The following is a 24421-nucleotide window of genomic DNA, read 5'->3' on the forward strand; positions in this document are numbered from 1 at the left end:
CCTACCGCCCCCGCCTGGGCCGCCGGCCGCCGCCCTTCTTCTCCGGCGGCCGCCCGCTGGGCGGCTGGATCGGCACCTTGAGCCTGACGACGGCGCCCTTCGGCAGCGGCTTGCCCTCGGTGGTCATGCCGAGCTCGGCCGCCTCCAGGCGCTTGATCTCGTCGCGGATGCGGGCCGCCTCCTCGAACTCGAGGTCGGCGGCGGCGGCCTTCATGCGGGCTTCCAGCTCCTCGATGATCTGGCGGATCGGCTTGTCGACCAGTTCGCCTTCCTCGGCGCCGGTGTCGACCGTGACGTGGTCGCCGCGCTCGTAGACGCTGGAGAGGATGTCGCCGATGTTCTTCTTCACGCTCTCCGGCGTGATGCCGTGCGCCGCGTTGTACTCCATCTGGCGTTGGCGCCGACGCTCGGTCTCGCCGATCGCATAGTCCAGGCTGGCGGTCATCTGGTCGGCGTACAGCAGCACCCGGCCGTCGACGTTGCGCGCCGCCCGGCCGATGGTCTGGATCAGCGAGGTCTTGGAGCGCAGGTAGCCCTCCTTGTCGGCGTCCAGGATGCAGACCAGCGCGCATTCCGGGATGTCGAGCCCCTCGCGCAGCAGGTTGATGCCGATCAGCACGTCGAACACCCCGAGCCGCAGGTCGCGGATGATTTCGATGCGCTCCAGGGTCTCCACGTCGGAGTGGATGTAGCGCACCTTGATGCCGGCCTCGTTCATGTACTCGGTCAGCGCCTCGGCCATCTTCTTGGTCAGCACCGTGATCAGCACCCGGTGGCCGCGGGCGGCGGCGTCCTGGCACTCGGCGATCACGTCGTCGACCTGGTTCTTGGTAGGCCGGATCTCGCACACCGGGTCGATCAGCCCGGTCGGCCGCACCACCTGCTCGACGAACACGCCGCCGGTGCGGTCCAGTTCCCACGGCCCCGGGGTCGCCGAGACGAACACCGTCTGCGGCCGCATGTCCTCCCACTCCTCGAACTTGAGCGGGCGGTTGTCCATGCAGGACGGCAGCCGGAAGCCGTACTCCGAGAGCGTGTACTTGCGGGCGTAGTCGCCCTTGTACATGCCGCCGATCTGCGGAACCGTGACGTGGCTCTCGTCGACGATCAGCAGGGCGTTCTCGGGCAGGTACTCGAACAGGGTCGGCGGCGGCTCGCCGGGATTGCGGCCCGAGAGATAGCGCGAGTAGTTCTCGATACCGGCGCACGAGCCGGTCGCCTCGATCATCTCCATGTCGAACGTCGTGCGCTGCTCCAGGCGCTGCGCCTCCAGCAGCTTGCCGGCCCGGTTCAGCTCGTCGAGCCGCTGCTTCAGCTCCGCCTTGATCAGCCGAGCCGCCTGCTGGAGGGTCGGCTTCGGGGTGACGTAGTGCGAGTTCGCGAACACCCGGACCTGCTCCAGGCTCGCGGTCCTCTCGCCGGTCAGCGGGTCGAACTCCTGGATCGCCTCCAGCTCGTCGCCGAACAGCGACAGCCGCCACGCCCGATCCTCCAGGTGGGCCGGGAAGATCTCCAGGCTGTCGCCGCGCACCCGGAAGGTGCCGCGGTGGAAGCTGGCGTCGTTGCGCTTGTACTGGAGCTCGACCAGCCGGCGCATCAGCTCGGTGCGGTCGACGATCGCCCCGACCTTCAGGTTGACCGTCATCTTGCCGTAGGTCTCGACCGCGCCGATACCGTAGATGCACGACACCGATGCGACGATGATGACGTCGTCGCGCTCCAGCAGCGCGCGGGTCGCCGAGTGCCGCATCCGGTCGATCTGCTCGTTCACCGACGCCTCCTTCTCGACGAAGGTGTCGGTGCGCGGGACATAGGCCTCGGGCTGGTAGTAGTCGTAGTAGGAGACGAAGTACTCGACCGCGTTGTGCGGGAAGAAGCTCTTCATCTCGCCGTACAGCTGGGCGGCGAGCGTCTTGTTCGGGGCCAGGATCAGGGTCGGCCGCTTCACCGCCTGGATGACGTGGGCGATGGTGAAGGTCTTGCCGGAGCCGGTGACCCCGAGCAGCACCTGGTCGAGCTCGTCGGCCCGGATGCCGGCGGTCAGCTCCTCGATGGCGCGCGGCTGGTCGCCGGCCGGCGCGAACTCCGACACCACCTGGAACGGCACGCCGGCGTCCTGGCGGGCGACGTCGGACTTGAGGTCGGGGGCGACCGCGCCGTGCAGCGGGGCCGGCCGTTCGCGCTCGGCGGTCTGGGTGCTCATGGTGGGAACATAGAGCGAACGGCGGGCGGGCGAAAGTCCCCCGGTGGCGGACCGCCTGCTACTCGTAATGCCGCATCACCAGGTCGAGCAGGGCGCGCTGCTGGTCGGTGTCGGCATCGTCGGACCGGAAGCGGACGTGCAGCCGGTCGCCGCTCGCCCCGACCACCTCGGCCTCGATCCAGCCGGCCGGCGGGACGGCGATCCGCAGCACGGTGCCGGCAGCGAGCTGCTCGTCGGTGACAAGCCCGACGCCGCCCACCGAGATGTCGACGATCGCCGCATCGAGCTCGCGGTCGTCGACCATCAGGGCGGTGCCGATGGTCTCCGGAACCCGCATGTGGGCGCGGCGGCCTCCGGGGCGCGGCAGGTCGAGCAGAAGCCGGACCTCGCCGATTTCCCGGGCGGCCGCTGCCAGGGCCGCGGCAACGTCGAGATCGGAGGTCCGGGCAATCAGGTTGCGGAGGGCCTCCTGTACGCCGGCCAGACGAGCCGACGGCAAGTGTCCGGTTTCCGGCGGATGTCCGGTTTCGTCTGCCTCGCTCATGCGTTCCTCCCGGCCGGTTCGGGCCTCTGCCGCGCCCGTCGGCGCGCGTCGATGCGCGTTCCGACAGGCGCGCAGGATCGCCTTACCCCGGCGGATCGGCAACACACCGATTGCGGCGTCGCGATCCGTCGCGATCCGTCGCGCCGTCAACCGGGTTCCGTTCCGACCGGCCCCCGGTCTATAGCTGACTGGATTTCGCCACCATCGAGTCGAGGAACCCGCATGATCGTCCCGGACGGATACAGCGACGTGCCCGCCGGCCGCGTGGCCACGGTCGTGACTTCGCTGCAGATGACGGCCCACCCGGGGCGGCGGCCGGAGGCGGGCGGCGGGACCTGGTCGCTGCGGGCGGTCGAGCGCCCTGACCTCGACTGGTACCGCGACCTGTACCGCCGGGTCGGCGAGGACTGGCTGTGGTTCTCGCGCCTGCGGATGAGCGACGGCGAACTCGCCGGGATCGTGCATGACTCGCGGGTCGCGGTGTATGCCTTCGAGGCCGCTGGAGCCGCCGAGGGGCTGCTGGAGCTCGACTTCCGGGCGGCCGGCGAATGCGAGCTGGCGTTCTTCGGGCTGACCGCGGCGGTCCAGGGTACCGGCGCCGGGCGGTGGCTGATGAACCGGGCGCTCGATCTGGTCTGGCAGCGACCGGTCGAGCGGCTCTGGGTCCACACCTGCACGCTCGATCACCCGGGAGCGCTGGCGTTCTACGTGCGCTCCGGGTTCGTGCCGTTCCGCCGGCAGATCGAGGTCGCCGAGGACCCGCGGCTGACCGGCACGGTGCCGCGCACCGCGGCGCCGCACGTGCCGATCATCGGATAGACGCCCGCATCACGCCGCCCGGATCGCGGTGCCGGGATCACGCCGCCCGGATCCGGCGCACGAAATCGTGGACCTCGCGCTCCAGATTGCCGGCTGAGGCGGCCAGCTCGCCGCACATGTTCAGCACTTCGGCCGCACCCTCGCCGGTGCGTTCCGACGCCGCCGACACGTCGGCGATGCCGTCCGACACCTGGCTGGCGCCGGACGCCGCCTCCTGGGTGTTGCGGGCGATCTCCTGGGTGGTCGCGCCCTGCTCCTCGACCGCCGAGGCGACCGCGGTGTTCATCTGCTCGAGCGACTGCACCACCTCGGCGATCGCCTTGATGGTCTCGACCGCGTCGCGGCTGGCCGACTGGATCTCCTCGATCTGGGCGCGGATCTCCTCGGTCGCCTTGGCGGTCTGGCTGGCCAGGCTCTTCACCTCGGACGCGACCACCGCGAACCCCTTGCCGGCCTCGCCGGCCCGGGCGGCCTCGATGGTGGCGTTCAGGGCCAGCAGGTTGGTCTGCTCGGCGATGTCCTGGATCAGGGTGATCACGTCGCCGATCTGCTGGGCGGTCTCGGCCAGCGCCTGGACCCGGCCGTCGCCGCGCCGGGCCTCCTCGTTGGCCTGGCGCGACATCTCGGCGGCCCGGGTCATCTGGCTGCCGATCTCGGTGACCGTCGCGGCCAGCTCCTCGGCGGCGGCCGAGACCGCCTGCACGTTGGTGCTCGACTGCTCGGACGAGCCGGCCACCACGCTGGCCTGCGAGCGGGCCTCGTCGGTCGCCTGGCTCATCGCCTCGGCGCGGCTCCGAACGTCGGCGACGTAGCCGGCCAACGTCTCGACGATCGCGCCGACCGAGGACTCGAAGCTCGCCGCCAGCTCGTCCATGGCCCGGCGCTTGTCCTCGGCGGCCCGGCGGTCGGCCGCGGCCTGTTCGGCTTCCATGGTCCGCATCCTGACGGCGTTGTCCTTGAACACCTGGACCGCCCGGGCGATGTCGGCGATCTCGTCCGTGCGGGCGAGGCCGGGCACCTCGACGTCGAGATCGTCGTCGGCGAGGCGGCGCATGGAGCCGGTCATCTCGCGGATCGGCCGGGTGATGCCGCGGCCGAGCACGATCGCGACCAGCAGGGCCAGCACGACGGCGCCCCCGGTGGCGCCCAGGATCACCCGTCGCGCGAGCTCGCCCTCGACACTGCGCGCCGCCGAGACGTCATCGACCGCGTGGTGCACGGCGGCCAGCACCTCGGCGGTCGCCGACTTGATGGTCTCGCCGGCATCGGCGCGCGCCGCAAGCGTGCCGAGCGCGGCGTCGAGGTCCGATCGGTAGCTGTCCAGCAGGCCGCCCAGGGCGGTCAGCGCCTCATGGGTCGAAGGCTCGGTGGCCATGGCGCCGAGCCTGGTCAGGTCGGCCCGGATCGTCTCGATGCCCGCCCGTGCGTCGGCGGCGGCCTCCCCGGTCCCGCCGGCCTCGAACACCACGTTGACCGCCTGGCGAAGCTGGCGGATGTCGGCGAGCGCCTGGGTCGCGACCGTGACCGTGCCGGCGGCGCTGGTGAGCGCGGACGAGGCCGCCGCGACGCCGGCCTGCGCGGAGCGCCGGTGGTCGAGCTGGGCCCGGCTGGTGATCGCGGCGGTCATGCCGATGCGCCGCGACACCTTGTCGAGCGCCTTGCCGGCCTCGGCGTCGCTGCCGCCGGACGCCTGCCAGGCATCGAAGGCCTTGCGGTAGTCGTCGACGATCTCGCCGAGCTTGACGATGATCGGTGCCTCGTTGCCGGTGCTGATCAGTTCGCGCAGGCCGGTCGAGGCCTTGGTCAGGACGGCGAACGCCTTGCGGGCGTTCTGCACCGCGTCGGCGTCGCCGCCGCGGATCCGGTAGGTCGCGAACTGCGCGTCCAGCGTGGCGCTGCCGAGGTCGCCGGCGAGGGTGGCGGCCCCGATGCGACGGAGCAGCTCGGCCATGGCGTCGTCGCGCTTCTTCGTCAGGGCGGCGAAGTGCTCGTCCTCGTGCGCCCGCACGGCCTCGGCGACCGACTCCATGTCCGCGATCCGGTCGAACAGCGCCTGGCGCGCCTCGGCGGTGGTGTCCATCAGGCTGACGAGGTCGTCGAAGGCGGCCTCGACCCGGTCGATGCTGCCGACCACGGTCGCCAGCCCGGCGGCCGTGGCGATGTTGCGGGCGGCCGCCAGCTTGCTGCTGGCGGCGCTGATCCGGTCGGGGTCCTGGCTCGCCCGGTAGGCGTCGATGTCGTTGCCCGCCGACCGGGCGGTGTCGGCGATGGCCGCCATGCGGTCGGCGGCGTCGACGGACAGGGCGTAGCGTTGGAGGCCGAACCATCCGGCGGCGCCGAGCACGCCGGTGAGGACGACGATTGCCGAGAATCCGATCCCGATTCTGGTCCCGATCCGCATGGCTGCGAGCCCTCCTGCTCATGCCTGAACCCGGGCATTGGAAGGCTTGCAACCTTAACGGTCTATTAAATTCCTACTCTCGCGCGGAGATAATTTTGCGTTGCAGCATTTACCTAAAATTGTGTCCGCGGCCGCTGGAACCACTCTTGGTCAACCGGCGCGGATCCGGACGAGGAAGTCGCGGACCTCCTGGTTGAGCGTGTCGGCCGCACCGGCGAGTTCCCCGCACATGGCGAGCACCGCGGAGGCGCCCTCGCCGGTCCGCTCGGACGCGCTCGAGACCTCGACGATCGCGACCGAGACCTGGCTGCTGCCGGCCGCCGCCTCCTGGGTGTTGCGGGCGATCTCGTTGGTGGTCGCGCTCTGCTGCTCGACCGCGGCCGCGACCGCACCGTTCATCGAGTCCAACTCGTTCACGGCCTCGCCGATCGACTGGATCGCGCTGACCGCGTCCCGGCTGCTCTGCTGGATCTCCTCGATCTGGGTGCGGATGTCCTCGGTCGCCTTGGCGGTCTGGCTGGCCAGGTTCTTGACCTCCGAGGCCACCACCGCGAAGCCCTTGCCGGCCTCGCCGGCCCGGGCCGCCTCGATGGTGGCGTTCAGGGCCAGCAGGTTGGTCTGCTCGGCGATGTCCTGGATCAGCGTCAGCACGTCGCCGATCCTGGTGGCGGTGTCGGCCAGCGCCTGAACCCGGGAGTCGCCGCGCCTGGCCTCTTCACTGGCCCGGCGCGCCATCTCGGCGGCCCTGGCGACCTGGCTGCCGATCTCGCTCACCGAGGCGGCCAGCTCTTCGGCTGCGGCCGAGACCGCCTGCACGTTGGCGCTCGCCTCCTCGGACGAGCTGGCGACGCCGGTGGCCTGCTGCTGTGCCAGCTCCGAGGCTTCGGTCATGGCCTCGGCGCGATTTCGCACGTCGTTGACGAAGCCGCTCAGGTTCGCCACCACCGAACCCACCGACTGCTCGAAGCTGTCCGCCAGCTCGGCCATGGCCCGCTGCTTGTCCTCGGCCGCCCGGCGGTCGGCCTCCGCCTTCTCCGCCTCCATGACGCGCATGCGCTCGGCGTTCTCCTTGAACACCTGGACGGCCTTCGCCATGTCGGCGATCTCGTCCTTGCGGTCGCGGCCAGGCACCTCGACCTCGGTATCGTCGGCGGCGAGCCGGTTCATCGCTTCGGTCATCGAGCGGATCGGTAGGGTGATGCCGCGTCCCAGGACCAGGGCGACCAGGATCGCCAGCACCGCGGCGCCGGCGGTGGCCGCCGCGATCACGATGCGCGCGGTGTCGCCGTCGCTGTCGCGGGTGTGGGCGAATTCCCCGACGGCCGTCGCGACGGTGGCGTTCACGTCCTGGGCCGACGCCGTCATCGACGCCGCGGCCTGCGCCTGCTGCTCGAGGGCGGCGACCATCGCCGCGAACGAGCTCCGATACTTGCCGATCTCGGCCTTGGCGGTCTTGATCGCAGCGCGCGTCGAGTCCGCGGTCGCGTCGGCCGCCAACTGGTCGACGTTCTTCTCCAGGGCGTCGAGGGCCGACACCACATGCTCGATGGTCTCGCGCTGCCCGCCGGAAGCGGTGACCCTTTCCCGTGCAAGTGCAACGCGCTGCACGTCGACGACCATCGTCAGCGCTTCTGTCATTGTGATGACCGCCTTCTCGGTCGCCTCGGAAGCCGCATCGGCAACGGTGCGTGCCTTGGCATAGCTGTCGAGCTCCATCCGCGACAGCTCCATCGCCATCTTGCTGATCTCCGAGGTTACGGAATCCAGGGCAGCCGCCGCCTCCAGCGCTTCGGGGGTTCCGGCGGCAGACTTGCTCAGTTTGTCGAAGGCCTGCCGGTACTCGTTCACGGCGCCCGCCAGCTTGCTCGCCAGATCTGCTCCGGCGCCGTCGCCGGCGACCTTCTTGAGGGAGAGTGCCGAGAGGAACATCGCCTTGATGGCGTTTCGCGCGTTTTCCGCGGCCTTTTCGTCGCCCGACAGCCGGAACATCGCCTGCTCGCGGTCGGCGGTCAGGGTGGCGCGCATCAGCGCCTCGGCGGCCTGGGCGCCCTTCAGCGTACGCTCCTGCTCGGCCAGCGCCGCCTGGCGTTCCTCGGCGACCCGCGTGTACCTGGCGCGTTCCATCTTCTGGATGGCCACCGCGAACCGCTCCAACTGCTTGGTGTTGGCTTCCATGTCGGCGGTCAGGCTGTTCGCCTCGTCGCTCAGGCGGACGAGGTCGGAGAACGCAGTGTCGAAGCGGCCGATGGCGTCCGACAACTCGGCCGCTCCGATCCGCGTGGCGGCTTCGCCGGCCCCGCTGAGGCTGTCGGCGGCTCGGGTGACGGCATCCTTGTCGCCGGTTGCCCGGAAGGACGTCGCGTCGATGTTTGCAGAGGCGACCTGCTCCGCAATGGCGGCGATCTGGTCGGCGCCGTCGACGGACGTCGCATATCGGTCCAGTCCGAGCCATCCCGCCAGGCCCAGTACGCCGGTAAGGACGACCATCGCCGCAAACCCGGCACTGATCTTGCTGCCGATCCGCATCGCTTCCCTCACGGTTCAACGTGCCTATTCGAGGATCACACAACAGTAGGGCCGGTTAACAAATGATTATAAAAAGCGATATTCTTGGAGTTCTCTCAAAAGTTGCGACATTGTTAGAAACTATTTCTTAAAGCTTTGAGTAAACCCTCGCGTTGAGCCTGAGGCCCGCGCCGATGACGGGGCTCGTTCACAATGGTCCAGAAGGAGGGTGGAATGCTCGGAAGGATTCTCAGGGTCACGTCGGCCGGCCTGCTGCTGTTCGGCGCTTTGACGACCGCCGCGGCAGCGAACGATTTCGCACCGCAGATCACCAAGTTGATGAACGAACAGATCAAGCCGTGGCTCAGCGACCCGGCCGTGGTCGATGCGGTCAAGGCCCAGAACGCCAAGACCTCCGGACTGAGCGACGCCGACATCGACAAGCTCGACAAGCAGTGGCGGGCCGAGGCCAAGGCCGGCGGCGGGCCGCTGGTGAACGAGGTCATGGGCAATGCCCTGTCGGCCTTCCTGAAGGGCAAGAAGGACGGCTCCGGCGGCGTGTACTCGGAGATCTTCGTGATGGACGCCAAGGGCCTGAACGTCGGCGCCAGCGACGTGACCTCGGACTACATGCAGGGCGACGAGGGCAAGTGGCAGAAGACCTACCCGGTCGGCCCGGACGCCATGTTCATCGACGATGTCGAGTTCGACGAGTCGAGCAAGACCTTCCAGTCGCAGGTGAGCGGGACGGTGGTCGATCCGGCGACCGGCCAACCGATCGGCGCGATCACCGTCGGCATCAACGTCGAGAAGCTCTGAACCCGCTCGACGCGTATCGGTTTCCATGGGATGGGGCCGGCCGAGAGGCCGGCCCTTTGCCGTTCGAGAACCTCGCCCGGAGGCCCGCGCTTCGGCTTGCACAGGCCCGGGGGCGGGCGTAGGTTGCTCGCCGTCTCCCGTCCGCCAGTCCACGAGGAAAGATCATGGGCATTCTCGCCGAACGGCTCAGCCGCGTGAAGCCGTCGCCCACCATTGCCGTCACCAACAAGGCCCGCGAACTCAAGGCCGCCGGCCACGACGTCATCGGCCTGGGCGCCGGCGAGCCGGACTTCGACACCCCGCAGCACATCAAGGACGCGGCCAAGGCCGCGATCGACCGGGGCGAGACCAAGTACACCGCGGTCGGCGGCACGCCGGAACTGAAGGACGCGATCTGCGCCAAGTTCAAGCGCGACAACAACCTCGACTACAAGCCGAACCAGATCATCGTCGGCACCGGCGGCAAGCAGGTGCTGTACAACGCCTTCATGGCGACCCTGGATCCGGGCGACGAGGTGATCATCCCGGCGCCGTACTGGGTCAGCTATCCGGACATGGCGATCCTGGCCGAGGGCAAGCCGGTGTTCGTCGACTGCCCGCAGGAGACCGGCTTCAAGCTGCAGCCGGCTGACCTGGAGAAGGCGATCACGCTGAAGACCAAGTGGCTGGTGCTGAACTCGCCGTCGAACCCGACCGGCGCCGGCTACACCCGCGACGACATGAAGAAGATCACCGACGTGCTGCTGAAGCATCCGCACGTCTGGGTCCTGACCGACGACATGTACGAGCACCTGGTCTACGACGACTTCGAGTTCTGCACCCCGGCCGAGGTCGAGCCGGCGCTGTACGACCGCACCTTGACCGTCAACGGCGTGTCGAAGGCGTACTGCATGACCGGCTGGCGGATCGGCTTCGCCGGCGGCCCGGCGAACCTGATCAAGGCGATGACCGACATCCAGTCGCAGTCGACCTCGAACCCGTCCTCGATCAGCCAGGCCGCCTCGGTGGCGGCGCTGAACGGCCCGCACGACTTCATCAAGGCCAACAACGAGGTGTTCAAGCAGCGCCGCGACCTGGTGGTGTCGATGCTGAACCAGGCCAACGGCCTGAACTGCCCGACGCCGGAGGGCGCGTTCTACGTCTATCCGTCCTGCGCCGGCGTGATCGGCAAGAAGACCCCGGACGGCAAGGTGATCGAGAACGACAGCGACTTCGTCTCGGCCCTGCTCGAGGCCGAGGGCGTGGCCGCAGTCCAGGGCGAGGCGTTCGGCCTGTCGCCGCACTTCCGGATCTCCTACGCCACCGCCACCGAACTGCTGGAAGAGGCCTGCACCCGCATCCAGCGGTTCTGCGGCTCGCTGCGCTGAGACGCCGCTCCGGCCGCCCCGGGGGTGGCCGGGGCGCCGAAATGACCTAGGTTCCCGATGGGCAAGGGCGCCACGTCCGGTGGCGCCCGTTCCATTTTCGGACGGGCATTCGAATGGTGGAGGCGACGCCGGGGGCCGCCGGCCCTCTCCGTCGGTTGGCGGACATCCTTCTTCCGAAGCAGATCGACACGCCGCAGGCGGCGCGTGCCTACCGGCTGAATGTCGCCAGCGGCGCCTGCACCAAGCTCGCCGAACAGCTCGCCAGTCCTGAACTGGTGCTGCCGTGGCTGCTGGGGGCGATCGGGGCGCCGGCCGGGCTGGTGGCGCTGCTTGTGCCGGCGAAACAGGCCGGCTCGCTTGTCCCGCAACTGGCGGTGTCGGGGAGGATCCGGCGGCTGGCGCGACGGAAATGGGCGTGGGTCTCGGCGGCGGCGGCACAGGCGTTGCTGCTGGTGGCAATGATACCGGCTGCCGCCTTGCTGCCGACCGCCGCGGCCGGCTGGGCGCTGATTGCGTTGCTGCTGCTGTTCAGCGCGGCGAGCGGGTGCGGCTCGGTGGCGTTTCAGGACGTCACCGGCAAGACCGTGCCGGGCGGCGCCCGGGGCCGGATGCTGGCGACCCGGGCCGCCGTCGGCGGGGCGCTGACCCTGGCGGCGGGAGCCGCTATGCGAGCGACGCTCGGCGAGACGGTCGAGGTGCTCCCGCTGCTGGCGCTGGTCGGCGCGGCGGCCCTGCTGTGGGCGGTCTCGGCGGCGCTGTTCGCGGCGATACCGGAGCCGGCGAGCGAGCCGGGCGAGGTCCGGGACGCCCTGGCGGAATGGCGACGCGGAGTGGCGGCGCTGCGCCGGTATCCGGGGTTCCGGCGGTTCCTGACCGCCCGTGCCCTGCTGCTGGCGGTCGAGGTCGCCATGCCGTTCTATGCCCTGCATGCCCACGGCCTGCTGGGCGGCGGCGCCGCCGACCTCGGCTATTTCGTGCTGGCGGTCGGCCTGGCCGGGGTGGTGGCGAGCCCGTTCTGGGGGCGGCTGGCCGACGGCTCGGCACGCCGGGTCATGATCGTGTCGGCGCTGTTGGGGGCGGCTTCCGCGGTTCTGGCGCTGGCCCTGCCGCGGCTGCTGCACGGCGATGCGCTCGGCTGGGCGTATGGCGGGGTGTTCCTGGTTCTCGGCATCGCCCTGGCGGGCGTTCGGCTCGGCCGCAAGACCTACCTCGTGGACGGCGCCCCCGCGGACGAGCGAGCGCTGTTCGCGGCGTTCTCAAACACGCTGGTCGGGCTCCTATCGATGATGGCTGCCGGTTTCGGCTTGCTGGTCGAGGCCGGCGGCGTGGAGATCGGCATCGTCGCGCTGGGCGTCGCCGGCGCGTTGGCGGCCTGGGCCTCCCTCGCCATGCCGGAGGCCGCCCGCATGACCTCGACCGGGTGAGGCGGTGCCGGCTTCCGCCCGAATCGGCTTGCGCCCCCGGTTCGGACGGGTCGAAGATGACCGAACCGACGCCGGTCGTCCCGGCGTTCCGACGATGAATGCCCTCGGACCAGGGGCGACCACGGGATCACGCGACCCGGGACGCCCCCGCTCGAACCTCGACACGGGTGGCACCACCCGGGCGAACCGAGGGAGAACCACATGGCAGGAGAACCGAACGGCGCCACACGTTGCGCCGTGATCGTTGGACCTTACCAGTCCGGCAAGACCAGCCTGTTCGAAGCTCTGCTCGCCGCCTGCGGGACGATCCCGCGCAAGGGCTCCGTGAAGGACGGGTCGACGGTCGGCGACACGGCGCCGGAGGCGCGGGCCCGCAACGCCAGCACCGAGCTGGCGGTCGGCTACGGCGAGTATCTCGGGGATTCCTGGACCTTCATCGACACGCCGGGCAGCATCGAGTTCGCGCCCGAGGCGCGCAGCGCCTGCATGATCGCCGACCTGGCGATCGTGGTGGTCGAGCCGGAGGCCGGCAAGGCGATGGCCGCCGGGCCGATGCTGAAGTTCCTCGACGACCACGACGTCCCGCACGTCGTGCTGATCAACAAGATGGATACCGACAACGAGCGGGTGCGCGACGTGCTGGCGTCCCTGCAGGGCTTTTCCACGCGCCCGCTGGTGCTGCGCCAGGTGCCGATCCGCGAGGGCGAGGAGGTCACCGGCTACGTCGATCTGGTCAGCGAGCGTGCCTACCGCTACCGCAACGGCGAGCCGTCGGCGCTGATCGAGCTGCCGGGCGACGTGGCGGAGCGCGAGGCCGAGGCCCGGACCCAGCTGCTCGAGACGCTGGCCGACTACGACGACGGGCTGCTGGAGCAGCTGCTCGAGGAGATCGATCCGGACAAGAAGCAGGTCTATGCGCACCTGACCGAGACCATGCAGGCCGACCTGCTGGTGCCGGTGGTGCTGGGCGCCGGCGAGCGCGACAACGGCGTGCAGCGGCTCCTGAAGCTGATCCGCCACGAGGGACCGAGCCACACCGCGACCGTCGCGCGCCGCGGCATCGCGGTCGAGGGCGAGCCGCTGGCGCAGGTGTTCCGGACGGTGCACGCGCCGCACATGGGCAAGCTGTCCTATGTCCGGATGTGGCGCGGCACCGTCAAGGACGGCGACGTGCTGAACGGCGCCAAGGTGTCGGGCGTCTACCGCATTCTCGGCGGCAAGCTGGACAAGGCCGCGTCCGCCGCCGAAGGCCAGGTGGTGGCGTTCGGCCGCATGGATCCGATCCAGACCGGCGACGTGCTGACCCCGTCCGGCGGCGTGCCGGAAGCCGGCCTGGCCTGGCCGGCGCCGCCCCAGCCGGTCTATGCGCTGGCCGCCCACGTGCCCGACCGCAACGACGAGGTGAAGGTCTCGGGCGCGTTGACCAAGCTGTGCGAGGAGGATCCGTCGCTGCTGGTCAAGCAGGACGCCGAGCTCGGCGAGCTGGTGCTGTGGGGCCAGGGCGACACCCACCTGAAGGTGGTGGTCGAGCGGCTGCGCAACCGTTTCAAGCTGAACGTCGAGACCGGCCGCCCGGCGGTCGCCTACCGCGAGACCATCCGGCGGTCGACCGACCAGCACGCCCGCCACAAGAAGCAGTCCGGCGGTCACGGCCAGTATGCCGACATCAAGGTCAAGGTCGAGGCGCTGCCGCGCGGGTCCGGCTTCCAGTTCGAGGAGCGGATCGTCGGCGGGTCGGTGCCGAAGCAGTACATCCCGGCGGTCGAGGAGGGCTGCCGCGAGTACACCAAGCGCGGACCGCTCGGCTTCCCGGTGGTCGACTTCAAGGTGACGCTCCACGACGGCGGCTTCCACTCGGTCGACAGCTCCGACATGGCGTTCAAGATCGCCGCCCGGCTGGCGCTGTCCGAGGCGCTGCCGAAGTGCGACCCGGTGCTGCTGGAGCCGATCCACGAGGTCACGATCTCGGTACCGTCGGACGCCACCAGCCGGGTGCACGGCATCCTGTCGAGCCGGCGCGGCCAGATCCTCGGGTTCGACGCCAAGGACGGCTGGCCCGGCTGGGACGCGGTCACGGCCTATCTGCCGGAGGCCGAGATCCACGACCTGATCCTGGAGCTGCGGGCCCAGAGCCAGGGCCTGGCCACCTTCGAGTGGCGGTTCGATCACCTGTCGGAGCTGACCGGGCGGCTGGCCGACCAGGTGGTGCAGCATCGCGAGGAGGCGGACGCCCGTTGACGCGGCCGGCGACCGTCGGCGGTCGTTGAGCAACCAAAGGCTCCCGGGCGGCATTGCCTGTCCGGGAGCCGGCCGTTCCTCACCCCGAGTTGATTTGGCGTTTGTCGCGGAACGGCCTAGCTCGAAACGGGCAATCGCTAGTCGAGGAGGGCCGCCATGCTGATCAAGCGTACCCGGGGATGGGAGATCCCGGAGAACCGGGCGACGCCGGAGGGGGTGTGGCTCGACCGCCGCCGTCTGCTGAAGGGCCTGGCGGCCGGGCCGGTCCTGACCGGGGCCGCCGCCATGCTGGGCGCCGGGACGGCCGGTGCCCAGGCGGCGACCGACCCGTCGGCCGGGCTGTACCCGCCGAAGACCAACATGCGCTACCGCGGCGAGCGGGCCATGACGCCCGAGGATCTCGCGACCACCTACAACAACTTCTACGAGTTCGGCAGCCACAAGAACATCTGGCGTGCGGCCCAGGTCCTGCCGATCCGGCCGTGGACCGTGACCTTCGACGGCATGGTCGAGAAGCCGCAATCGGTGGCCATCGACGACCTGCTGAACGCCATGGGACCGCTGGAGCAGCGGGTGTACCGGCATCGCTGCGTCGAGGCTTGGTCGATGACCGTGCCGTGGGCCGGCTTCCCGATGAAACGGCTGGTCGGGTACGCCAAGCCGCTGGGTTCCGCGAAATACGTCACCATGCAGACCTTCCAGAACCCGGACCTGGCATCCGGGCAGAAGCAGTACTGGTACCCGTGGCCGTACGTCGAAGGACTGACGATCGCGGAGGCGACCAACGAACTGGCGTTCATGGCGACCGGCATCTACGGCAAGCCGATGCCCGCCCAGAACGGCGCGCCGATTCGGCTGGTCACGCCGTGGAAGTACGGCTTCAAATGCATCAAGTCGATCGTGCGCTTCACCTTCACCGACAAGCGGCCGGTGTCGTTCTGGGAGCACCTGCAGGCCAGCGAGTACGGGTTCTGGGCCAACGTGAACCCGGAGGTGCCGCACCCCCGGTGGTCGCAGGCGACCGAGCAGCCGCTCGGCGAGTCCGAGCGCATCCCGACCCAGCTGTACAACGGCTACGGCGAGTTCGTGGCCGACCTGTACAAGGGCATGGACGGCGAGCGCCTGTTCATGTGAGGCCGGGCTCAGAGCTCGTCGCCGTAGCGGTCCAGGAACAGGGTGGCCGCGAGGATCATGTCGACGGTGCGGCCGTCGCCGGCCAGCGGCAGGTAGATCCGCTCGATGCGGACATAGTCGTGCAGCCGCCACAGGCGCGGGCGGCCGGCGCGCCATGAGGCCTGGCCGTTGGTGGCGACGGTCCCGAGCGACGCCTCGACACGGTCGTCGCGGGAGCCGGGCGTGAGGGTGTCGAGATACGCTCCGGTCGGATCGCCGTCGAAGGCCCGGGCGATGTGAGTGCCGACCAGCCGGTAGCGGAACCGTAGGGCCGGGGCGCGCTCGACGTCGGCGAGCCACAGATTCGGCAGCAGGGTCGGCACGTCCAGCGGCTCGAAATGCACGCGCCCCGGCACCGCTGCCTCCGCCGGCCGGATCGAGAGCCAGTATTCGATCAGCGTCCGGATCTTGGGATGCAGCGGCCTGTCGAGCAGCGCTTCGGGCGGTGCGGTCAGCTCCTGTTCGACATCGCTCTGCAGGGGCGGGACCGACGTCAAACGGCTACTCTCGGCGGTGGCGTGTCGCAGGTTCGCGGCGATCATCCGTAGCGGGCCTTAACAATCCGTCACCAGGGCAGGCTCGGGATGCGCCTTCGGGCCGCTTTCGCTAGAGTCCCGGATCTCGCAAGGCTTCAACGACGATCTCGGAGGAACGGAATGGCACGGCTGCAGGGCAAGGTCGCGGTGATCACCGGTGCGGCATCGGGTATCGGACGGGCATCGTCGGCGCTGTTCGCGCGCGAGGGCGCGGTCGTGGTGATGGCCGACGTCAAGCGCGAGGCCGGGGACGCGGCCGCCGCCGAGATCGTCGCCTCCGGCGGCCGCGCGGAGTTCGTGACCACCGACGTCTCCAAGGAGGCCGAGGTCCAGGCGCTGATCGACGGCGCGGTCGCCCGGCACGGCCGGCTCGACGTGCTGTACAACAACGCCGGCGGCGCGACTCCGAAGGACGGCAAGGTCACCGAGATGCCGCTGGAGGAGTTCTGGCGCACCATGTCGGTCGATCTGTTCGGCACCTTCCTGGGGTGCCGTTTCGCGATCCCCCACATGGCGGCCGGCGGCGGCGGGTCGATCATCAACACCACCTCGATCCGGGCGCTGATCGGCACCGCCGGGGCCGATGCCTACTCGGCCGCCAAGGGCGGGGTTCTGACTCTGACCAAGTCGCTCGCCATGCAATGGCATACCGCGAAGATCCGGGTGAACGCGATCGGCCCCGGCGTGGTGGCGACCGAGCGGGTGAAGGCCATGCTGAAGCCGGACGATCCGCTGGTCGCGAAATCCCTGATGGGGGTGCTGGAGCCCGACGACATCGCCTATCTGGCACTCTACCTGGCATCGGACGAGTCCCGGCGGATTACCGGCGCGATCCTGCCGGCGGAGAGCGGCGCGAGCGCGTTCTGAGCGACCGGGACCCAGGCGATGCGCCTGCGCGCGATCTCCGATCTGCATCTCGCGGCGGCGCACAACCGGGCGGCGCTCGAGGCGTTGCCCGAGCACCCGGGGGACTGGCTGATCGTCGCCGGCGACGTCGCCGAACGGCTGGAGGTCGTCGACTGGGCGTTCGGCCTGCTGGCGGGCCGCTTCGAGCGGGTGGTCTGGGTGCCGGGCAACCACGAGCTGTGGACCGTCGCGCGCGACGGCCCGGATGCGGCGCGCGGCGTGGCGCGCTATGAGCGGCTGATCGCGATCGCCCGCCGGCACGGTGTCGTCACGCCGGAGGACCCGTTCCCCGACTGGCCAGGGCCGCTGCCGGACGGGGTGTCGCGGCTGGTGATCGTGCCGCTGTTCCTGCTCTACGACTACAGCTTCCGCCCGGACCACGTGGCGCTCGCCGACGTGGTGGCCTGGGCCGACGAGGCGCACAACGTCTGCGCCGACGAACTGCATCTGCTGCCGGACCCGTTCAGCACGCGGCACGACTGGTGCCGGGCCCGGCTCGAGGAGACCCGGCACCGGCTGTCGCGCGAGCTTCCGGCCGAGGCGCACACGGTGCTGGTGAACCACTGGCCGCTGCGCCGCGACCTCGTACGCATCCCCCGGGTGCCGCGGTTCACGCCGTGGTGCGGGACGACCGAGACCGAGGACTGGCATCGCCGCTACCGGGCCCATGCGGTCGTGACCGGGCACCTGCACACCCGGCGCACCGACATCGTGGACGGCGCCCGCTTCGAGGAGGTCTCGCTCGGCTATCCGCGACAATGGGATCACGGCCGCGGCTGCGCGGGCTATCTTCGGACGATTCTGTGAAGCACCACATCGTGACGGCGGCGGACGGTCCATGAATGACCCTGAACACAGAGCCCTGGAGAGCCGGGTGCGCGAGCAGTACGAGCGGTTTCCGTTCCCCGACCACTCGAAGTCGCGTGCCGTGATCTCCGCCCTGGCGAATTCCGACGATCCGGCGCGTCTCAGCGGGTCGCTGTTCGGCGGTCGGGCGGACCCGTCGACCTGGTCGATCCTGATCGCCGGCGGCGGGACTGGCGAGAAGACGCTCGGCCTGGCCATGCTGACCCGGCATTTCGGGACCCGGATCGTTCACCTGGACCTGAGCGGGCGCTCGATCGAGGTCGCCGAGGGGTTCTGCCGGGCCAGGGGCGTCGACAACGTCGAGTTCGTGCAGGGCTCGATCCACGACATCCCGTCGCTGCTGCCGGGGCGCCGCTTCGACTACGTGCAGTGCATGGGAGTGCTGCACCACCTTCCCGACCCGCAGGCCGGTCTCGACAGGCTGGCCGGGGTACTCACCGACGGCGGCGCGTTGTCGCTCGCGGTCTATGCGGACGTCGGTCGCACGGCGGTGTATCTCGCCCGCGAGGCGATGGGCGTCCTGACCGACGGTGTCGCGAGCCTGGACGAGACGGTGGCGATCGCGCGGTCCGCGATGGAGCGGCTCCCGAAGTCCAACTGGCTCCGTTCCGATCCGGCGATGATGCTGCACATCGGCCGCCACGGCGACAACGCGCTGCTGGACGCCATCCTGCACGCCCGCGACGTCGCCTACGACGCCTACAGCTTCCGCGCGCTGCTCGACGGCTCCGGTCTGGTGTTCGCCGACCACTGCGAGCCGTTCCAGAAGATGGTCTACGATGTCCGGGGCTACCGGTTCCCCGCCGACCTGCGACGGCGCGTCGAGGCGCTGCCCGAACTGGCGCGCAAGCGGTTCCTCGAGCTGTTCCACGGACGGCTCGTGGTCCAGAGCGCCTACGCCTCGCGCGGTGCCGCCCGCCGCGCCCCGTTCGTCGACGACATGATTCCGCACCGGACCATCTTCACCAACATCCGCTGGACCCTGGACACCGAGGGCCGGGTCGAGCTGCGGGACACCCGGTTCGGGGGCCTGCGGATGCAGGTCGGCGGGGCGGCGACCTTCTATCTGCTGAGCGTGAACGAGGTGCGGACGAACGGCGAGATCTTCGACCTCATGATCGCCAAGCAGCCGGCGTTCGGCGACCGGGACACGCTCCGGCAGCGACTGGAGAAGGAACTCGAGCCGCTGTTCCGCTACGACCTGATCAGCCTCTGCGACCGGCCGTTCCGGGCCGCTACCTAGGGCCGGGGCCCGGTTGTCGGCCCGCCGCCGCGACGCTCGACCCGGAAACCGTCGAAGTACAGCCGGTCGAGCTCGGACTGCCGGAAGAACCGGACGGCGTCCTGCGGGGTCTCCACGATCGGCTCGCCCGGCCCGTTGAACGACGTGTTCATGACGACCGGGACGCCGGTCTCCCGGTCGAAGGCCTCGATGACCCGCCGGAAGCCGCCGCAATCGGCCGATACCGTCTGGATCCGGGCGCTGCCGTCGACATGGGTGATCGCCGGCAGGCGGTTCGAGCGGACCTGCGCGGTGAACAGCATGAACGGCGAAGGCAGCGGCGCTCCCTGGAACCACTCCGCCGCCCGTTCTTCCAGGACCGCCGGGGCGAACGGCCGCCAGGCCTCGCGCTTCTTGACGCGGTTGACGCGCTCCCAGTTCTCCTGGCGGCGCGGATCCGCCAGGATCGAGCGGTGCCCGAGGGCGCGCGGACCGATCTCGCTGCGGCCTTCGAACCAGGCGACCAGTGCGTCGTCGGCGAGCGCGCGGCCGGCGTCCTGGGCCGCGTCGCCGACCGGCGTCACCACCAGGTCGCTGCCGGCCTCGCGAAGGGCCCGCTCGACGCTCTCGGAGCCGTGCCGCCGGCCGAGATAGGCCGAGGTCGAGGTTTCGGCGCCCTGGGGCTGGCGCGGCAGGTCGAGCACGTGGTGGCTGAGGTAGAGCGCGGAGCCGATGGCGAGCCCGGAATCGTCGCATGACGGCGGCGCGAACACGGTCTCGAACGGGCCTTCGCGCCAGACCCGGCTGTTGAACGGGCAGTTCAGGGCACAGCCGCCGGAGATCGCCAGGTTCAGCGATGGCTGACCCAGCTTCCGGGCGAGCTCGAACAGCGTCAGCGTCGCCAGCAGGCCCTGTTCCTCGAACAGCTTCTGGGTGGTCGCTGCAAGGTCCTTGCTGAACCGCGACAGCTTGGTCTCGGCCGACGGCTCCGAGACGTCGAGGCCGGCCTCCCGCATCCGCCGGTGGGCCTGTGCGATCAGTGCCTCGGCGCTGGCCATGAACTGCGGCCCGTCCGCCCCGTCCGCCGTCGGAAAGATCAGTGCCGGATTGTCGTAGACGTTGCCGACCAGATCGGGGTCGAAGTACCGGGGGCGCCCGTACGGCGCCAGCCCCATCAGCTTGCCCGGCGCCCCTTCGCCGCGATCGAGCTGCAGATAGCGGCCGACCCGCATGTACATGTTGCCGGACGTCAGGAAGTTCGGCAGCAGCGGGTAGATCCGGTTGCCGCGACCGAGACAGAACAGGCCGCCGCTGTGGCCGAACTGGTTGCGGTTGACGCCGCCGTCGGTCGTCAGGATCGCCGCATCGTCGCGGTCCGACTGGTAGAACGCGCTGGCGGCATGGGCGGTATGGTGCGACAGCAGGACGCCGGGAACCACCCGGTCGCGCAGCCGGACCGCGATCGGGAGGTGAAAGGTCTTCGCCTCGATCCAGGGCGCGATACCTTTCCGCAGATCCTCGGGGCTGATGTCCCGCAAGGCCCGCAGCGACAGGTTGCGGTCCCAGACCTGCGGGTAGATCGGGAACTCGCGGGTGCCGTGGAAGTCGAATCCGGGGGCCGAGGCGTCGACCGGCCGGGCCGCCAGGTGGGCGAAGTCCCTGCGGGTCTGGAACCGGATGGCGATCATCTCCGCGAACTGCCGACGGGTGTTCGCCAGATAACGCATATGCGCGCGGACGCCGTCCCGCAGCGGCGCCGGCACGCCCAGCGGGCCGTCGAGGTCGGGGGCGAAGTCGAAGCGGAACGCGTCGCTGTCGTAGAAGATGAACGGCCAGTTCTGGGTGCCGGAAACCGCGACGCAGTCGACCTCGTCGAGGGTCGCGCCGGCATCCGCGAGCGCCAGCTCGATGTCCTCGATGGTCGAGATGCCCGCATGCTTGACGCGGGTGTGGCGTTCCCGTTCGACCAGCGCCCGGATGACGCCGTCGTGTACCACCGCGACGCCGGCGTCGTGGCCCATGTGTATGCCCAGTACAAGCACGTCCTGCCGTCTCCATCGAACCTGGCGAAACCGCGTCCCGCCGCCTGCCGCGGGAAGACGGCCGATGCCGTCAATACCATTCGCCCACGGCTTGGCGTATTGCCGATTTGCGGTCTGTCGGCCAGCAGCTGCCGCGGCTAGTCTCCCGGCAAAGCAGGAGGAAGCCCATGAAGATGCGCGCCGCGGTCCTCAGGACCATCGCCCCCGACCGTCCCTACGCCCGGACCCAGCCGATCTCGGTCGAGGAAGTCGAGCTCGACGGACCGCAGGCCGGCGAGGTGCTGGTGAAGATCGCCGGCGCCGGGCTCTGCCATTCCGACCTGTCGGTGATCGACGGCTCGCGGCCGCGGCCGCTGCCGGTGGCGCTCGGCCACGAGGGCGCCGGCACCGTCGTCGAGGTCGGGGTCGGCGTCCGCGACATCGCCCCCGGCGATCCGGTGGTGTTCCAGTTCTCGGCCAGCTGCGGGCGCTGCGAGCGCTGCCTGGAGGGCCGGCCGCAGATCTGCATCGCGCACGGGGCGGCCCGGGCCAAGGGCGAGCTGATGGCCGGCGGCAAGCGCCTGCGCGACGCCCGCGGACAGCCGGTCAACCACCAGTCCGGCGTGTCGTGCTTCGCCGAGTACGCGACGGTCGACCGCGGCTCGGTGGTCAAGGTCGACAAGGACGTGCCGCTGGCGATGGCGGCGGTGTTCGGCTGCGCGGTGATGACCGGAGTCGGTGCGGCGCTCAACACCGCGGCGATCCGGCCGGGCCAGAAGGTGGCGATCATCGGGCTCGGCGGCGTCGGCCTGTCGGGCCTGCTGGGCGCGAAGCTGGCCGGTCCGTCGGTATTGATCGCGGTCGACGCCAACCCGGCCAAGCTCGGTCTCGCCCGCCAGCTCGGCGCCGACCACGCGATCGACGCGCGCGAGCCCGACCACCTCGACCAGATCCGCGACCTGACCGGCGGCGGCGTCGACGTGGCGGTCGAGCTGGCCGGCAACATCAAGGCTCTGGAGACCGGCTACGGCATCCTGCGCACCGGCGGGACCCTGGTTACCGCCGGCCTGTCGCCGGCCGGCGCGGCGTTCCCGATCCATGCCGCCGACCTGGTGACCCGGGAGATCTCGGTAAAGGGCAGCTACATGGGGTCGTGCGTGCCGGTGCGCGACATCCCGCGCTTCATCGAGGCCTACCGTCAGGGCCGGCTGCCGGTCGACCGGCTGATCGGCGAGCACATCGGCTTCGAGGACATCAACCGCGGCTTCGACCGGCTGGCCGACGGCGAGGTGGTGCGCCAGATCCTGGTGCCGCACGGCTGAGCCGGCGGCACTCGCGCGCCGCGGGCACGGCCTAGGTGTTCGCGGCGGCCTTGCGCTCGACCCGCAGCCCGTCGAAATAGAGCCGATCCAGTTCCGAGGTCCGGAAGAACCGGACGGCGTCCTGCGGGGTCTCGACGATGGGCTCGCCCGGGCCGTTGAACGAGGTGTTGAGCACCACCGGCACGCCGGTCTCGCGGTCGAACGCCTCGAGCACGGCCCGGAAGCCGCCGCCGTCGCGGGCGACGGTCTGGATCCGCGCGCTTCCGTCGACATGGGTGATGGCCGGTAGCTCCCGCGAGCGGACCCGGGCCGTGAACAGCATGAAGGGCGACGGCAGCGGGGCCCCGTCGAACCAGTCGGCGGCCCGTTCCTCCAGGACCGCCGGCGCGAACGGCCGCCAGGTCTCGCGGCGCTTGATGTGGTTGACCCGCTCCCAGTTGCCGCCGGCCCGCGGGTCGGCCAGGATCGATCGATGCCCGAGGGCGCGCGGCCCGATCTCGCTGCGCCCCTCGAACCAGGCCACGACCGCATCGCCGGCGAGTGCCGCACCGGCGTCGGCGGCGGCGTCGCCGACCGGGGTCACCACCAGGTCGTCGCCGGCCTCGCGGAGCGCCCGCTCGACCGCCTCCGGGGGGTGCCGGCGCCCGAGATAGGCCGAGGTCGATGTCTTCGATCCCTGCGGCTGCCGCGGCCGGTCGAGAACGTGGTGGGTGAGGTAGAGGGCCGAGCCGATCGCCAGCCCGCTGTCGTCGCAGGACGGCGGTACGAAGACGTTTTCGAACGGACCTTCGCGCCAGACCCGGCTGTTGAACGGGCAGTTCAGGGCGCAGCCGCCGGAGATCGCGAGGTTCGGCGAACGGCGACCCAGCTTCAGGCCGAGCTCGAACAGGGTCAGGGTGGCCAGCAGGTTCTGTTCCTCGAACAGCTTCTGGGTGGTTGCGGCCAGATCCCGGCTGAACGGCGAGAGCCTGGTGTCGGCGCTCGGCTCGACATGGTCGTATCCCATCTGCCGGGCGCGGGTCCGGGCCCGGTCGACCAGGGTCTGTGCATAGATCAGATGGTCGTCGCCGTCGCCCGGCCGGCGCGACGACAGCATCAGGTCGGGGCGGTCGTAGGCATTGCCGACCAGATCGGGGTCGAAGAACCTCGGCTTGCCGTACGGGGCGAGGCCCATGAGCTTGCCGGGGGCGCCGGGCCCGTTGTCGAGACACAGGTGCTGGCCGACCCGTATGTAGGTCGGACCGGAGGTCAGGTAGTTGGGCAGCAGGGGAACCAGCTTGTTGCCGCGACCCTGGGCGAACAGCCCGCCGCCGTGTCCGAACCGGCTCTTGATGGCCCCGCCATCGGACGTGAGGATCGCCGCCGTGTCGAAGTCCGACTGGTAGAACGCGCTCGCGGCGTGCGCGGTGTGGTGGGAGATCAGGATCCCCGCCAGGCGCCGGTGCCGCAGCCGAACCTCGACCGGCATGTGGAACACGCCGTGCTGCACCCAGCCGGAGAGCTGCTCCGCGAGCTCGCCTCCCGGCATGCGGCGCAGGGCGCCGAGCGAGAGGTTGCGGTCCCAGATGTTGGGATAGAACGGGAACTCGCGGGTGCCGTGGAAGTCGAAGCCGGGCGCCCGGACGTCGACCGGACGGGCGCTGAGCCGGACGTAGTCGCTCGACCCGCTGAACCATTCGAGCATGACCGTGCGGAAGGCGTCGCGCTGCTCGACCATCGCCCTCGCGTGATCCCGGGTCCGCTCCTGGAAGGCGGGAGGCACGCCGAGCGGGCCGGCCATCCCGGGCGCGAAATCGAACCGGAACTCGGCCTCGTCGTAGAAGATGAACGGCCAGTTCTGGGTTCCCGTGATGGAGACGTAGTCGACGTCGTCGATCGTCGCGCCGGCATCGGCCAGGGCCAGCTCGACGTCGTCGATCGTGGCGATCGCCGCGTGCTTCACGCGGGTGTGCCGCTCGCGCTCGACGAACGCGACGATCCGACCGTCGTCGACAACCGCCACACCGGCGTCGTGGCCCATGTGTATGCCGAGAATCAGCACGCTTCGAACTCCC

17 protein-coding genes are annotated in these 24421 nt (G+C 70.2%); 10 read left to right on the forward strand and 7 right to left on the reverse strand.

The features are described from left to right. Position 1: 1 nt before the first annotated feature. A complete protein-coding gene (gene uvrB, locus IE246_RS16000) occupies positions 2-2203 on the reverse strand; it encodes an excinuclease ABC subunit UvrB (RefSeq protein ID WP_229837258.1) in 2202 nt (733 codons plus the stop codon). A gap of 58 nt (positions 2204-2261) precedes the next feature. Continuing rightward, the gene (locus IE246_RS16005; RefSeq protein ID WP_189991403.1) at positions 2262-2897 is read right to left on the reverse strand and encodes a PilZ domain-containing protein; all 636 of its coding nucleotides are present in this window, start codon (positions 2895-2897) and stop codon (positions 2262-2264) included. 72 nt (positions 2898-2969) lie between these two features. Here IE246_RS16005 and IE246_RS16010 point away from each other — a divergent pair, with 72 nt between their 5' ends. Then, positions 2970-3566, forward strand: a complete 597-nt coding sequence (locus tag IE246_RS16010) for a GNAT family N-acetyltransferase (RefSeq protein ID WP_189991405.1) — start codon at positions 2970-2972, stop codon at positions 3564-3566. A gap of 37 nt (positions 3567-3603) precedes the next feature. Here the strand turns inward: IE246_RS16010 and IE246_RS16015 are convergent, their stop codons facing one another. Together IE246_RS16015 and IE246_RS16020 are read right to left on the reverse strand one after the other, a co-directional pair. Next, positions 3604-5967 (reverse strand): methyl-accepting chemotaxis protein, encoded by a 2364-nt coding sequence (locus tag IE246_RS16015; RefSeq protein ID WP_189991407.1) that lies wholly within the window; start codon positions 5965-5967, stop codon positions 3604-3606. Between the two features lie 150 nt (positions 5968-6117). Then, positions 6118-8493 carry a methyl-accepting chemotaxis protein gene (locus IE246_RS16020; protein ID WP_189991409.1) on the reverse strand — a complete coding sequence of 792 codons (2376 nt, stop codon included), beginning with the start codon at positions 8491-8493 and terminating at the stop codon, positions 6118-6120. Between the two features lie 213 nt (positions 8494-8706). Between IE246_RS16020 and IE246_RS16025 the strand changes: the two genes are divergently transcribed. The 5 genes from IE246_RS16025 to msrP all read left to right on the forward strand — a co-directional run bounded on the left by IE246_RS16025 (position 8707) and on the right by msrP (position 15454). Further along, the gene (locus tag IE246_RS16025) at positions 8707-9291 is read left to right on the forward strand and encodes a hypothetical protein (RefSeq protein WP_229837260.1); all 585 of its coding nucleotides are present in this window, start codon (positions 8707-8709) and stop codon (positions 9289-9291) included. 164 nt (positions 9292-9455) lie between these two features. Then, on the forward strand, positions 9456-10658 hold the full coding sequence (locus tag IE246_RS16030; protein ID WP_189991411.1) for a pyridoxal phosphate-dependent aminotransferase: 1203 nt from the start codon (positions 9456-9458) through the stop codon (positions 10656-10658). Positions 10659-10813: 155 nt separating this feature from the next. Further along, positions 10814-12082 carry an MFS transporter gene (locus IE246_RS16035; RefSeq protein WP_229837262.1) on the forward strand — a complete coding sequence of 423 codons (1269 nt, stop codon included), beginning with the start codon at positions 10814-10816 and terminating at the stop codon, positions 12080-12082. A gap of 201 nt (positions 12083-12283) precedes the next feature. Then, positions 12284-14320 (forward strand): elongation factor G, encoded by a 2037-nt coding sequence (locus IE246_RS16040; protein ID WP_189991415.1) that lies wholly within the window; start codon positions 12284-12286, stop codon positions 14318-14320. 156 nt (positions 14321-14476) lie between these two features. Then, positions 14477-15454, forward strand: coding sequence for a protein-methionine-sulfoxide reductase catalytic subunit MsrP (gene msrP / locus IE246_RS16045; protein ID WP_189991417.1), 978 nt, complete (start codon positions 14477-14479; stop codon positions 15452-15454). A gap of 8 nt (positions 15455-15462) precedes the next feature. Here msrP and IE246_RS16050 read toward each other — a convergent pair whose 3' ends face one another. Next, positions 15463-15990: a PAS domain-containing protein gene (locus tag IE246_RS16050; protein WP_189991419.1), complete on the reverse strand. Its 528-nt coding sequence runs from the start codon at positions 15988-15990 to the stop codon at positions 15463-15465. Positions 15991-16149: 159 nt separating this feature from the next. Between IE246_RS16050 and IE246_RS16055 the strand changes: the two genes are divergently transcribed. From IE246_RS16055 to IE246_RS16065, 3 genes are read left to right on the forward strand one after another with little or no spacing between them, the layout of a single operon-like run. Next, complete coding sequence (locus IE246_RS16055; RefSeq protein WP_189991420.1) at positions 16150-16896, forward strand: SDR family NAD(P)-dependent oxidoreductase; 747 nt, start codon at positions 16150-16152, stop codon at positions 16894-16896. 18 nt (positions 16897-16914) lie between these two features. Further along, positions 16915-17742: a metallophosphoesterase family protein gene (locus tag IE246_RS16060; RefSeq protein ID WP_189991422.1), complete on the forward strand. Its 828-nt coding sequence runs from the start codon at positions 16915-16917 to the stop codon at positions 17740-17742. Positions 17743-17773: 31 nt separating this feature from the next. After that, positions 17774-19045, forward strand: coding sequence for a class I SAM-dependent methyltransferase (locus IE246_RS16065; RefSeq protein ID WP_189991424.1), 1272 nt, complete (start codon positions 17774-17776; stop codon positions 19043-19045). On the opposite strand, the gene IE246_RS16070 is transcribed toward IE246_RS16065, so the two are convergent. Continuing rightward, positions 19042-21066 carry a carbamoyltransferase family protein gene (locus IE246_RS16070; protein ID WP_189991426.1) on the reverse strand — a complete coding sequence of 675 codons (2025 nt, stop codon included), beginning with the start codon at positions 21064-21066 and terminating at the stop codon, positions 19042-19044. The genes IE246_RS16065 and IE246_RS16070 overlap by 4 nt on opposite strands. A 167-nt stretch (positions 21067-21233) precedes the next feature. On the opposite strand from IE246_RS16070, the gene IE246_RS16075 reads away from it, so the two are divergent. Then, complete coding sequence (locus tag IE246_RS16075) at positions 21234-22367, forward strand: zinc-binding dehydrogenase (RefSeq protein ID WP_189991429.1); 1134 nt, start codon at positions 21234-21236, stop codon at positions 22365-22367. 31 nt (positions 22368-22398) lie between these two features. Here the strand turns inward: IE246_RS16075 and IE246_RS16080 are convergent, their stop codons facing one another. Continuing rightward, positions 22399-24408: a carbamoyltransferase C-terminal domain-containing protein gene (locus IE246_RS16080; RefSeq protein WP_189991431.1), complete on the reverse strand. Its 2010-nt coding sequence runs from the start codon at positions 24406-24408 to the stop codon at positions 22399-22401. Between the last annotated feature and the right edge of the window lie 13 nt (positions 24409-24421).

Origin of the sequence: Thalassobaculum fulvum (assembly GCF_014652915.1) — a bacterium.
Lineage (GTDB): Bacteria > Pseudomonadota > Alphaproteobacteria > Thalassobaculales > Thalassobaculaceae > Thalassobaculum_A > Thalassobaculum_A fulvum.